9 protein-coding genes are annotated in these 13,008 nt (G+C 56.3%); 4 read left to right on the plus strand and 5 right to left on the minus strand.

Going from position 1 to position 13,008, the window contains the following annotated elements; translation table 11 throughout:
* From RMS03_RS04305 to aceE, 4 genes are all read right to left on the minus strand, one after another.
* Window positions 1-1,029, minus strand: a 1,029-nt coding sequence (locus RMS03_RS04305; RefSeq protein ID WP_310625869.1) for an FAD-dependent oxidoreductase, incomplete at its 3' end; no start/stop codon positions are given.
* A 15-nt stretch (window positions 1,030-1,044) separates the two neighbouring features.
* Complete coding sequence (gene aceF / locus RMS03_RS04310) at window positions 1,045-2,748, minus strand: dihydrolipoyllysine-residue acetyltransferase (RefSeq protein WP_310625870.1); 1,704 nt, start codon at window positions 2,746-2,748, stop codon at window positions 1,045-1,047.
* A gap of 30 nt (window positions 2,749-2,778) precedes the next feature.
* Entirely contained in the window at window positions 2,779-3,642 is an 864-nt protein-coding gene (locus tag RMS03_RS04315; protein WP_310625871.1) for an alpha/beta hydrolase, read from the minus strand.
* Complete coding sequence (gene aceE, locus RMS03_RS04320; protein WP_310625872.1) at window positions 3,584-6,298, minus strand: pyruvate dehydrogenase (acetyl-transferring), homodimeric type; 2,715 nt, start codon at window positions 6,296-6,298, stop codon at window positions 3,584-3,586. The genes RMS03_RS04315 and aceE overlap by 59 nt, the downstream gene beginning before the upstream one ends.
* 151 nt (window positions 6,299-6,449) lie before the next feature.
* Here aceE and RMS03_RS04325 point away from each other — a divergent pair, with 151 nt between their 5' ends.
* The 4 genes from RMS03_RS04325 to RMS03_RS04340 all read left to right on the plus strand — a co-directional run bounded on the left by RMS03_RS04325 (window position 6,450) and on the right by RMS03_RS04340 (window position 12,709).
* A complete protein-coding gene (locus tag RMS03_RS04325; RefSeq protein ID WP_310625873.1) occupies window positions 6,450-8,957 on the plus strand; it encodes a PAS domain S-box protein in 2,508 nt (835 codons plus the stop codon).
* A gap of 15 nt (window positions 8,958-8,972) precedes the next feature.
* Complete coding sequence (locus tag RMS03_RS04330; RefSeq protein ID WP_310625874.1) at window positions 8,973-9,599, plus strand: response regulator; 627 nt, start codon at window positions 8,973-8,975, stop codon at window positions 9,597-9,599.
* 92 nt (window positions 9,600-9,691) lie between these two features.
* The gene (gene folD, locus RMS03_RS04335; RefSeq protein ID WP_310625875.1) at window positions 9,692-10,573 is read left to right on the plus strand and encodes a bifunctional methylenetetrahydrofolate dehydrogenase/methenyltetrahydrofolate cyclohydrolase FolD; all 882 of its coding nucleotides are present in this window, start codon (window positions 9,692-9,694) and stop codon (window positions 10,571-10,573) included.
* A 12-nt stretch (window positions 10,574-10,585) separates the two neighbouring features.
* On the plus strand, window positions 10,586-12,709 hold the full coding sequence (locus RMS03_RS04340) for a M3 family metallopeptidase (protein ID WP_310625876.1): 2,124 nt from the start codon (window positions 10,586-10,588) through the stop codon (window positions 12,707-12,709).
* A 61-nt stretch (window positions 12,710-12,770) separates the two neighbouring features.
* On the opposite strand, the gene RMS03_RS04345 is transcribed toward RMS03_RS04340, so the two are convergent.
* A partial coding sequence (locus RMS03_RS04345; protein ID WP_310625877.1) for a hypothetical protein occupies window positions 12,771-13,008 on the minus strand: 238 nt, incomplete at its 5' end.

Consider the following 13,008-nt stretch of genomic DNA (forward strand, 5'->3'; position numbering starts at 1 on the left):
CCAGACCTTGACCAAGTCGCGGTCAGCGCCTTGCATGAGGCCGTCCATCATTTCCACCACGTCTAGGCGTGCGCCCAGCGTGCTGTAAACAGTGCCCATCTCTAGGCCGATGATGCCGCCGCCCAAGATGAGCATGCGCTTAGGCACTTCTTTGAGTTCCAAAGCACCCGTGCTGTCGACCACGCGTGGGTCGTTAGGCATGAAAGGCAAACGCACGGCTTGCGAGCCTGCAGCGATGATGGCCTTCTTGAAGGCAATCACTTTTTTGCTACCGTTTTGTTCTTGTGCAGTGCCGGTGGTCTCCGACACTTCGAGGTGATGTGCACCCACAAATTGGCCCAAGCCGCGCACGGTGGTGACCTTGCGCATCTTGGCCATGGCCGCCAAGCCGCCGGTGAGTTTGCCAATGACTTTTTCTTTGTGGCCGCGCAGCTTGTCGATGTTGACTACTGGTTTGCCAAAGTCGACGCCGAGGTCGGCCATGTGGCTGACTTCGTCCATTACGGCTGCCACGTGCAGCAAAGCTTTGGACGGGATGCAACCCACGTTCAAACACACGCCGCCCAAGGTGGCGTAGCGCTCGACGATGACCACGTTCAAGCCGAGGTCAGCGGCGCGGAACGCAGCCGAGTAACCGCCGGGGCCACCGCCCAACACGAGTACGTCACACTCGATGTCGGTAGAGCCGCCGAAGGATGAGGCTGTGGGTGCGGGGGCTGCTGAAGCTGCTGCGGGTGCAGGAGCAGCTGGAGCCGATGCGGGGGCTGAAGCCGTAGGTGCAGAAGCCGCACCCTCTGCGTCCAACACCAACACCACCGAGCCTTGCTTGACTTTGTCGCCCAGCTTGACTTTCAACTCTTTCACCACGCCCGCGTGTGACGATGGAATTTCCATCGACGCTTTGTCGGACTCCACGGTGATGAGCGATTGCTCTGCTTTGACGGCGTCGCCGACTTTGACCAGCAACTCGATCACGGCCACTTCGTCGAAGTCGCCGATGTCTGGAACTTGGATATCAATCATTGCCATATCAGTTCCTTGGGCTTAGAGCAAGACGCGACGGAAATCGCCGAGGATTTGACCGAGGTACGCATTGAAGCGTGCCGCTGCGGCGCCGTCGATGACGCGGTGGTCCCACGTCAGCGACAGAGGCAACATCAAACGTGGCACAAACTCTTTGCCGTTCCACACGGGCTCCATGGTGCTCTTGCACACACCGAGGATGGCCACTTCGGGCGCGTTGATGATGGGCGTGAAGTACTTGCCACCAATGCCGCCGAGGCTAGAGATGGTGAAGGTGGCGCCGGTCATTTCTGCGGGGCCGAGTTTGCCGTCGCGGGCTTTCTTGGCCAGCTCTGACATTTCTTGGCTGATTTGCAGCACGCCTTTTTTATCGCAATCGCGGATGACGGGCACCATCAAACCATTGGGCGTGTCAGCCGCAAAGCCGATGTGCCAGTAGTTTTTGTAGACCAATGCGTCGCCGTCGAGCGAGCTGTTGAACTCTGGGTATTTCTTGAGCGCGGCCACGCAAGCCTTGATCAAGAACGCCAGCATGGTGACCTTAACGCTTGCGTTATTTCCACTCTTGGCCGCCTTTTCGTTCTCTAGGTTGGTCGAGACACGGAAGGCTTCGAGGTCGGTGATGTCGCAGTCGTCATGGTTGGTGACGGCGGGAATCATGATGGCGTTGCGCAGCAAATTGGCACCACTGATCTTCTTGATGCGGCCCATTTCTTTGCGCTCGACAGGACCAAACTTCGCGAAGTCTACCTTCGGCCATGGGATGAGCCCCAAGGCCGCACCATCGCCACTGGCAGATGCGCCACCTTTGGCGGTTTGCGCCTTGGTTTGTGTCGCGCCAGACATGACGGACTTGGTGAAGGTTTGCACGTCGTCTTGCGTGATGCGGCCCTTAACGCCAGAGCCTTTGAGCTCTTCCAACGGCACACCGAGTTCGCGTGCGAACTTGCGCACAGAGGGTGATGCGTGTGGCAAGCCCAAGGTGGGTGCGCCCGGTGCGTGTGCAGGTGCTGCCACGGCAGCAACTGCTGCGGCAACAGCAGTAGGTGCAGCAACAGCGGCAGGCGCGGCAGTAGCTGCTGACGCAGAGGCTGCAACAGCAGAAGCGGCAGCAGCGGCAGCCACCGTGCCTTCCAAAATGGCCAGCAAGTCACCAATGTTGACGGTGTCGCCCACTTTGACTTTGAGCTCTTTGAGCACGCCTGCGTGTGAGGATGGAATCTCCATCGACGCTTTGTCAGACTCCACGGTGATGAGCGATTGCTCCACCTTGATGCTGTCGCCAGGCTTCACAAACACTTCGATGACGGCCACGTCTTTGAAGTCGCCAATGTCTGGTACATGAATTTCGATGGGGCCTGATGCTGATGGCGCAGCAGCGGCCACGGGGGCTGCTGCTGCAACAGGTGCAGCAGCGGCTACAGAAGCAGCTACCGCAGGCGCGGCAGCCGGTACTGATGCATTTGACGCCGCAGGGCTTGCAGCACCAGCGGCTTCCACCACCAACACCACGGAGCCTTCTTTGACCTTGTCGCCCAAGTTCACGCGCAGTTCTTTGACCACGCCCGCTGTGCTCGATGGAATTTCCATCGAGGCTTTGTCTGACTCGACGGTGATGAGGGACTGCTCCGCTTTCACGGTGTCGCCCACTTTGACCAGCAGCTCAATGACTGCCACTTCGTCGAAATCCCCGATATCTGGGACTTTTACTTCTACCAATGCCATGTTGTGTCTCCTGATAAACGATATGTATCGTTATGGCTGAGGGTTATTGATCCAAGCTGAAATATCTTGAACCGCTTGTTGTTCCATTCCAATGAAGCCGTGCCAATGCAAGGCTTCACATGGGTGTCCTGTCGGGTTCGCCCCACCAGTCACGACCATCGTTTTAACTAACGAAGCGTTGATTAATTTTCTTGATATCCAAGGCAACTCCCTAGCCTGCGTCCATTGACAAGCGTCGTCTTGGTGGTGATACAGCAACACAGGCAAACGAATGGGTTCAATGTTGAGCTTAGGAATACCTGTTGACCACTGGTATGTTGTGACTGATGCTGTCAAAACCAATCCGGCAAGCCGATCTTGTAACTGCGGCCCCAAAGCTGCAACCGAGATCGTGCCAGCCGATGTGCCAACCAACCACACGGGCTGCTGGCTTGATTTGGAAAAATCATCCATCACAGCCAACACATCGTGGGCATGCTGCTTTGAAGTTCTCCAAACATAGGGCGCGGGCATGTCTCGCATATCGGAAGGGTTACCGAGAATCGCCACATTGAATGCTTGCTCAAAAAACAAGCCCCTAGAGCGAACCAAGAAATTTTCCGATTGCGGTTGCCCATCTTTGTAGCCCATGCCACCGCCACCTCCCGCAAAGAGAAGCACGGTTTGCGTGGCTTGTGGATGTGACATCCACCAATAAGAAATTTTCACACCTTCACGGCTATTGACGGTGATCAACTTCCCATTGGCGGCAGATGGTGTTTGCGCATTTGCTGTCAACAACAAAGCTGTGAGCAAACCAGCCAACAAATAACGAATGCTTTTTCGCATACGTAAATCAGGCGTACAGCGGGTTGATCTTGTCGACTTTGATGCCGTACTTTTTGATGGCTTCAACCACTTGTGCCACTGGCACGGTGCCTTCTTCGCTGAGGGCTTTGAGGGCGGCGACCACGATGTAGTGGCGGTTGACTTCAAAGTGCTCGCGCAGTTTGCTGCGGAAGTCAGAGCGACCGAAACCATCCGTGCCCAACACTTTGTAAGTGCGGCCAGAACCGTCCGCGTTTTTAGGGATGAACGGACGAATCTGTTCGGCATAGGCCTTCATGTAGTCGGTCGAGGCGACCACGGGGCCGACGTATGGGTCCAACTGTGCAGTCACAAATGGCACTTTGGGCTTGTCGGTGGGGTGCAACAAGTTGTAACGCTCGGCGTCTTGGCCGTCGCGTGTGAGTTCGTTGAAGCTTGGGCAGCTCCACACGTTGGCAGCGACGCCCCAATCGGCAGCGAGCAAGTCGCGTGCAGCGATGGATTCGCGCAAAATCGTGCCCGATCCCAACAAGTTCACGCGGGGGGCCGTCTTCTTGCCCTCGCCTTGTTGCAGCAAGTACATGCCTTTGATAATTTGCGCTTCGGTGCCAGCTTTGAGGCCGGGCATCGCGTAGTTTTCGTTCAACAAGGTGATGTAGTAGAAGACGTTGTCTTGCTTCTCCACCATGCGCTTCAAACCGTGGTGCAAGATGACGCCGACTTCGTGTGCGAAGGTGGGGTCATAAGACACGCAGTTAGGAATGGTGTTGGCCATGATGTGGCTGTGACCGTCTTCGTGCTGCAAGCCTTCGCCGTTCAAAGTGGTACGGCCCGATGTGCCGCCCAACAAGAAGCCGCGGGCTTGCATGTCGCCAGCCGCCCATGCCAAGTCGCCAATGCGTTGGAAACCAAACATCGAGTAGTACACGTAGAACGGCACCATGATGCGGTTGCTGGTGGAGTAGCTGGTGGCAGCTGCAATCCAGCTCGACATACCGCCAGCTTCGTTGATGCCTTCTTGTAAGATTTGACCGGCTTTGTCTTCCTTGTAATACATCACTTGGTCTTTATCGACCGGTGTGTATTGCTGACCTGCGGGGTTGTAAATACCAATTTGACGGAACAAGCCTTCCATACCAAAAGTACGTGCCTCGTCCACCAAAATTGGCACCACGCGTGGGCCCAAAGCTTGGTCACGCAACAGCTGCGTGAGGAAGCGGACATAGGCTTGGGTGGTGGAGATTTCACGGCCTTCGGCGGTGGGCTCCATCACTGACTTGAAGATGTCCAACGCGGGCACGGTGAAGCTTTCTTCAGCTTTCGTGCGACGGTGTGGCAAATAGCCACCCAAAGCTTGGCGACGCTCGTGCAAGTAGCGCATTTCGGGCGTGTCGTCAGCGGGCTTGTAGAACGGAATCTTGGACAGCTCGCTGTCTGGGATTGGGATGTTGAAGCGGTCACGCATGTACTTGATATCTTCATCCGTGAGCTTCTTGGTTTGGTGCACGTTGTTCTTGCCCTCGCCTGCTTTGCCCATGCCAAAGCCCTTGACCGTCTTGATCAACAACACCGTAGGTTGGTCTTTGTGGTTGACGGCCTCGTGGTAAGCCGCATACACCTTTTGTGGGTCGTGGCCACCACGCTTCAAGGACCAGATTTCATCGTCACTCATGTGCGACACCATCTCCAGTGTGCGTGGATCCCGACCGAAAAAATGCCTGCGCACATAACCGCCGTCGTTGGCTTTGAAGGCTTGGTAGTCACCGTCCAAGGTGTCCATCATGATCTTGCGCAAAGCACCATCTTTGTCGCGGGCTAAGAGCTTGTCCCACTCGTTGCCCCACAACAGCTTGATGACGTTCCAGCCAGAACCACGGAATTCGCCTTCGAGTTCTTGCACGATCTTGCCGTTGCCGCGCACGGGGCCGTCCAAACGTTGCAAGTTGCAATTGACCACGAAGATCAAGTTGTCGAGTTTTTCGCGAGCAGCCAAACCGATCGCACCCAAAGATTCAACTTCGTCCATCTCGCCGTCGCCACAGAACACCCACACCTTGCGGTTTTCGGTGTTGGCAATGCCACGTGCATGCAAGTATTTCAAGAAGCGCGCTTGGTAGATGGCCATCAATGGGCCAAGGCCCATCGACACGGTGGGGAACTGCCAGAACTCAGGCATGAGTTTGGGGTGTGGGTAGCTGGACAAGCCTTTGCCGTCGACTTCTTGACGGAAGTTGAGCAACTGCTCTTCGGTCAAGCGGCCTTCAAGGTAAGCACGGGCGTAAACGCCGGGTGACACGTGGCCTTGGATGTACAAGCAATCGCCACCGTGGTTTTCGTTTTCAGCGTGCCAGAAGTGGTTAAAGCCCGCACCGAACATGTGGGCTAAGGATGCAAATGAACCGATGTGACCGCCAAGGTCGCCACCGTCTTCTGGGTTGTGACGGTTGGCTTTGACCACCATGGCCATCGCGTTCCAGCGCATGTAGGCGCGCAGGCGTTCTTCAATTTCGATGTTGCCGGGACAATGTGCTTCTTGGTCGGGTTCGATGGTGTTGACGTAACCCGTGTTGGCAGAGAACGGCATGTCAATGCTGCTCTCGCGCGCGTGCTCGAGCAATTGCTCTAACAAGAAATGCGCACGTTCGGGCCCTTCTGCATTGATGACGGCGGACAAAGCGTCCATCCATTCACGCGTTTCTTGGCTGTCCACGTCGGTGCGCAGATCGTTCGGTTGTGCTGACATGCTTGTCTCCTCTTGTTGCACTGTTTTGACTCGAATGTACGAAGTTTCGCACAATTTTTAAAAATTTCAAATAGCGGTCATTGATTTCTTATTGTGAAATGAAATGAGCCCTTCAAAACGTGATGTCAGCGCAGACATAAACTCAGCACACATGTCCAAAACATCGCCCCTCTCTCCTCTCAAGCAGCTCATCACCCACTGGCGCCAGTGGTGGCGCAAACAAACACCCAACCGACAAGATCGCTTTGCCTTCATCGCACCGTTGGCGGCGGTGGTGTTGTTCATGGCAGCCATCACCACCGCGTTTTGGTATTTGCGTTACGAAGAAATCGTGCGTGAGCAAGAGGTGGTACGGCGCGATGTGGAGTACGCACAACAACGCCTACGCTTGCGCTTGCTCGACAAGCAAGAGCAGATCATGCGTATGGCCCGTGACATTGCCAACCGAGAAACCGATAGCAAAGCTTTTCCTAGTGAAGCCAAAACGCTGTTGAATCAAAGCCCTGAGTTAGCCAGCCTGACGTGGCTAGATGCGCGCCAGCGTGTGCATGCGTCTTATGCCAGTGCCAGCAACAACTCCACGATGAGCTTTCTCACAGGCAGTACTGTCACCCACACCGAAACCTTAAGCACCTATCGTCTCGCGCATGACTTGTTGCAGCCTGTTTACTCGCAGCCAATCGTCGAAAAACGGGCCAATGCGGCGCCTTACACACACCTACAGTTACATGTGCCGATCGTCGCGCATGGCAAATTCGAGGGCGTGTTGCTGGCCGAGTACACGATGGACGGCATGCTGCGCTTTGCCGTGCCAAATGAAATTGCCAACCGCTATGCCGTCTCGCTGCGTGATGTGAACAACAACGTGCTCGCAGGACAAGCCAACAAAGCACGGCCCAAAGTGACAGAGGTACTGCCTTGGCTGTTCCAAACCAACGAATACGAAGTACCCATCACACCCGTGGGCTATGCCTTGTCGCTGTACGCGCAGGCGTACCGCACCTCACAGGGTTTGATTGGCAATGGTGTGTTTTGGTTGGTGGCCGTACTCAGTGCCATGACCGCTTGGATGTTGATCGGTACGTGGCGTCACACCCGCCGTCGCGTCCAAGCACAACAAGCCTTGGTGGCTGAAACCAACTTTCGCCGCGCGATGGAGAACTCGATACTCACCGGCATGCGTGCCATGGACCTCAAAGGCCGAATCACCTATGTGAACGCTGCGTTTTGCCAAATGACGGGCTGGACCGAGGAAGAATTAGTGGGTCGTGTGCCGCCCTTCCCCTACTGGCCCGAAGAAGACCGTGACACGCTGGAGCAAAAGCTGACCCAAGAACTGCAAGGCGACACCACCGCCAGCGGCTTTCAAGTGCGCGTCAAGCGTAAAAGTGGCGAAGTGTTTGATGCGCGTTTGTATGTCTCACCGTTGGTGGATGCACGCGGCCAACAAACGGGCTGGATGACGTCCATGACTGACATCACCGAGCCCAACCGCATCCGCGAACAACTCTCTGCCGCCCATGACCGCTTCACCACCGTGCTCGAAGGTTTGGATGCCTCCGTGTCTGTAGCACCGCTAGGGAGCAAAGAGCTGCTGTTTGCCAACAAGTTATATCGCCAGTGGTTCGACACGACCACACACGGGCACTTAAGTTTGGTCACCCAAGCGGGGCAGCCTCGCGCACTCAACGCCTCTGAAGCTGCACAAGACGATGGACAAGACCAAGACGATGCATTGATGGGCCTGCCGACCGAGGGCATCACCGAAACTAAAACCGAGAATGCGGAAATCTTCTTGCCCGAATTGGGTAAATGGCTGGAAGTGCGCTCACGCTACCTCAACTGGGTCGACGGGCGTTTGGCGCAGATGGTGATTGCCTCCGACATCACCCCACGTCGCCAAGCCGAAGAACAGGCGCAGATGCAAGCCGAACGCGCGCAATCCGCCAGTCGCCTCATCACCATGGGTGAAATGGCCTCCAGCGTGGCCCATGAGCTGAACCAACCCTTGACCGCCATCAACAACTATTGCAGCGGCATGATCTCGCGCATCAAAACCAACAATCTGAGCGAAGAAGACCTACTCAAAGCTCTTGAAAAAACCGCACACCAAGCCCAACGTGCGGGTCAAATCATTCAACGGATTCGCTCTTTTGTGAAACGCAGTGAGCCCAATCGAACCCCCTCCGATGTGGCTGCGATGGTGAGCGAAGCCGTGGAGCTAGCAGGCATTGAAATGCGCCGACGCCAGATTCGTTTGAACCAAGTGCTTGCCGCTCGCCTGCCATCCATCCACGTCGACCCGATCTTGATTGAACAGGTGTTGGTGAATTTGCTGCGCAACGCCGCAGAGTCGATTGACCTCGCCCAACGCCCCTTGACCCAACGCGAGGTTGAACTCAAGGTCGTGCCCCGCAACGAAGAAGGTCAAGCCGTGGTTGAGTTTTCGGTCACCGACACTGGCCGAGGTTTGCCACCAGAAGTCATGCAGCGCTTGTTCGAAGCCTTCTTCTCTACCAAGTCTGAAGGCATGGGCATTGGCTTGAATTTATGCCGTTCTATCGTCGAATCCCACCAAGGCCGGATGAAAGCCGAGAACCTCTACAATGGTAAAGATATCACGGGCTGCCGTTTTTCCTTCTGGATACCGGTCCGATAAGGTTGGAGTTTTTTGATGAGCTTGATTCCTAAAAAAGGTACGGTCTACGTTGTCGATGATGACGAGGCTGTTCGCGATTCACTGCAATGGTTGCTAGACGGCAAGGACTACCGCGTTCGTTGCTTTGATTCAGCCGAAACCTTTCTCAGTCGCTACGACCAGCGCGAAGTCGCTTGCTTGATCGTGGACATCCGCATGGGTGGCATGACAGGCTTGGATTTGCAAGACCGTTTGGTGGAGCGTAAATCGCCCCTGCCCATCGTCTTCATCACAGGCCACGGTGACGTACCGATGGCGGTGGACACCATGAAAAAAGGCGCAATGGACTTCATCCAAAAGCCTTTTGACGAGACGGCACTGGTCACGTTGGTCGAGCGCATGCTGGGTCAAGCCACACTTTCGTTTACTGAGTACCAGCAAGCCGCGAGCCGCGACGCGCTGATGGCCAAACTCACCACCCGCGAAGCCCAAGTGCTGGAGCGCATCGTGGCTGGCCGCTTGAACAAGCAAATTGCTGACGACTTGGGCATCAGCATCAAAACCGTGGAAGCGCACCGCGCCAACATCATGGAAAAGCTCAACGCCAACACCGTGGCTGACTTGCTGAAAACCGCGCTCGGACAAAACGCCGCCAAAGCCTAAACAGACGCCGTTGGTAACTCCTTCAATGCCCCCTTTAACGCCCGTATTTCACGGGCGTTTTAATTCAACCTCTCCTCTATATACACAACACCATGACAGCCCAACTCATTGACGGCAACGCCCTTTCCAAACAACTGCGTGCGCAAGTGGCTGCCGACACAGCCCAACTCAAAGAACAAGGCTTGACGCCCGGCTTGGCCGTGGTGTTGGTAGGTAACAACCCAGCCAGCCAGGTGTATGTGCGCAACAAGGTCAAGGCTTGCGAAGAGGCTGGCTTGCACTCGGTGCTCGAGAAATACGAAGCCCCCATGACTGAGGCCGATTTGTTGGCCCGTGTTGAAGCGTTGAACAACGACGCATCCATTCACGGCATCTTGGTGCAACTGCCCTTGCCCGCACACATCGACGCACAAAAAGTGATCGAAGCCATCAGCCCCGCCAAAGATGTGGACGGCTTTCACATCGCCAGCGCGGGCGCTTTGATGACGGGCATGCCGGGCCAAGAAAAAAGCGGGTTCTGGCCTTGCACGCCTTATGGCTGCATGAAGATGTTGGAGAGCATTGGTTACGACTTGAAGGGCAAGTACGCCGTGGTGGTTGGCCGCAGCAACATCGTGGGTAAGCCCATGGCGCTCATGCTGCTGCAAAAGGATGCCACCGTGACGGTGGCGCACTCGCGCACCCAAAATCTCAAAGCACTTACCCTGCAAGCCGATGTGATCGTTGCAGCCGTAGGCAAGCGCAACGTGTTGACCGCCGACATGGTCAAGCCCGGCGCGGTGGTGCTAGACGTGGGCATGAACCGCAACGACGAAGGCAAGCTCTGCGGCGACGTGGACTTTGATGGTGTGAAAGAAGTGGCCGGCTACATCACCCCTGTGCCAGGCGGCGTAGGGCCGATGACCATCACCATGTTGTTGGTCAACACCTTGGAATCGGCGCAACGGGCCTTATCTGAGAAGCCACACGCTTAACGAGTCAAGACCATGACATCCAACACCGCACACACCAACCCGCTCCTCGATTTCTCAAATCACCCACTCTTTGATGTCATCCAGCCACAGCACATTGCACCGGCACTTGACCAACTTTTGCCTTCAACAGATGCGGCCTTAGAGAAAGTCACGGCCACCGACTTCCCTGCCGAGTGGAAAGCCATTTCTGCTGTGCTCGATGTCGCGACCGAAAAACTCAGCCGCGCTTGGGGTGCCGTGAGCCATTTGCACTCGGTGGCAGACACGCCAGAGCTGCGTGCCGCTTACACAGCAGCCTTGCCCCGCGTGACCGAGTTCTACACACGCCTTGGCGCCAACGAACGCTTGTATGCCAAGTACAAAGCCATTGATGTAGCCAGTTTGAACGCCGAACAAAAACACGCACACACCTTGGCCATGCGTAACTTTGTGCTGTCTGGTGCAGAGCTGGTGGACCAGGCCAAAGAACGCTTTGCAGCGATTCAAGAGCGGCGTGCCGAAGTGAGCCAAAAGTTCAGTGAAAACGTCTTGGATGCCACCGATCAATGGTCTGCCATCGTCACGGCTGACGAATTGGCCGGCGTACCTGAAGACGTGCTGCACGCCACACGCGCTGCGGCTGAAAAGGATGGCCTGAAAGGCAAAGACGGTGTCGCAGACCACAAGCTGAACCTCAAAATGCCGTGCTACTTGCCCATCATGCAGTTCGCGCACAGCTCGGCTTTGCGTGAAAAGCTCTACCGCGCTTACGCCACACGCGCCTCTAACCAATCCGAAGCAGTGCAAGCGGGTAAGACGGAACAAGACAACACACCGTGGGTGAAAGAGATCTTGGCCTTGCGTCAAGAAGAAGCGCAGCTCTTGGGCTACGCCAACTACGCGGAGGTGTCGTTGGCAGCCAAGATGGCGCAGTCACCCGCTGAAGTGATGGCGTTCTTGCGTGACCTCGGCCAACGTGCCCGTCCTTATGCGGAAAAAGATGTGGCCGAAATGCGTGCCTTTGCTGCCGAGCACCTGCACATTCAAGACCCACAGCCCTGGGATTGGACCTACATCGGTGAGAAGCTCAAAGAAGCGCGCTACGCCTTCAGCGAACAAGAAGTCAAACCGTACTTCACCGCGCCTAAGGTGTTGGCGGGTTTGTTCAAAATCGTAGAGACCCTGTTTGAGGTGAGCATTCGCCGTGACCAAGCCCCGGTGTGGCACCCTGCGGTGGAGTTCTATCGCATCGAGCGTCACACCGACGAAACCCGCTCACGCGGGCTGCCGCCGGTGCTGGTCGGCCAGTTCTACTTGGACCCTGGCGCACGCGTAGGCAAGCGCGGCGGCGCTTGGATGGACGATGTGCGCGCCCGCTGGTTGCGCCCCGACACACACACCTTGCAAACGCCTGTGGCGCACCTCGTGTGCAACTTTGCAGAAAGCGTGGGCAACAAGCCACCGCTGCTCACCCACGACGACGTGATCACCCTCTTCCACGAATGTGGCCACGGCTTGCACCACATGCTCACGCAAGTGAACGAGCGTGATGTGTCAGGCATCAGCGGCGTGGAGTGGGATGCAGTAGAGCTGCCCAGCCAGTTCATGGAAAACTTCTGCTGGGAGTGGCGTGTGTTGCGTCACATGACCGCGCACGTCGACACCGGCGAGCCCCTGCCACGCGCGTTGTTCGACAAAATGCTGGCCGCCAAAAACTTCCAAAGCGGTTTGCAAACGCTGCGCCAAATCGAGTTCTCGCTCGTGGACATGCTGCTGCATGCTGATGGAGAAAAAGCCCAAGACTTCATGCAAGTGCTGCGCGATGTGCGTGCCGAAGTCGCTGTGCTGCAAAGCCCCGCATGGGGTCGCAGCTTGCACACTTTCAGCCATATCTTTGCAGGTGGTTATGCCGCGGGTTACTACAGCTACAAGTGGGCCGAGGTACTGAGTGCCGATGCTTATGCCGCGTTTGAAGAAACCGCAGGTGCAGAGGGCGAGCCCAACATTGACACCGGTCGCCGTTACCGAGAAACCATTCTGGAAGTCGGCGGCAGCCGCCCTGCGATGGCGTCGTTCAAAGCCTTCCGTGGCCGTGAGCCCCAACTCGATGCCTTGTTGCGTCACCAAGGCATGAGCGATCTTCCTGCATCACCATGACAGGGTGGATTTTCACCACCACATATCGTCTGCTCCACAAAAGATGCGCTCGCCATCAACGCTAGATCTCGATCGTCATCAAGCTGGCATTTCCCCCCGCTGCAGCGGTGTTGATGCTTAGGCTTTGTTCGCTCAGCAAACTGGCAAGCGCAATAGGCGTGTCGCCAGCCGTCATGCTGATGAGCTTGACCAAGGGCCCTTGCTGACGCGCCAGTTGTGCCTGAGTCGCCAAGCACATATCGGCATCCCCATGAAGCAAGGCCACATCAGCGTCCACATCATCCCCGTTGGGTACCAGA

The organism is Limnohabitans sp. (assembly GCF_031538885.1).
In the GTDB taxonomy this organism is placed as follows: Bacteria; Pseudomonadota; Gammaproteobacteria; order Burkholderiales; family Burkholderiaceae_C; genus Limnohabitans.

Coding starts and splice junctions, on each gene's coding strand:
- aceF (WP_310625870.1), bottom strand. CDS start 2,748: ATGGCATTGGTAGAAGTAAAAGTCCCAGATATCGGGGATTTCGACGAA.
- aceE (WP_310625872.1), bottom strand. CDS start 6,298: ATGTCAGCACAACCGAACGATCTGCGCACCGACGTGGACAGCCAAGAA.
- RMS03_RS04325 (WP_310625873.1), top strand. CDS start 6,450: ATGTCCAAAACATCGCCCCTCTCTCCTCTCAAGCAGCTCATCACCCAC.
- RMS03_RS04330 (WP_310625874.1), top strand. CDS start 8,973: ATGAGCTTGATTCCTAAAAAAGGTACGGTCTACGTTGTCGATGATGAC.
- folD (WP_310625875.1), top strand. CDS start 9,692: ATGACAGCCCAACTCATTGACGGCAACGCCCTTTCCAAACAACTGCGT.
- RMS03_RS04340 (WP_310625876.1), top strand. CDS start 10,586: ATGACATCCAACACCGCACACACCAACCCGCTCCTCGATTTCTCAAAT.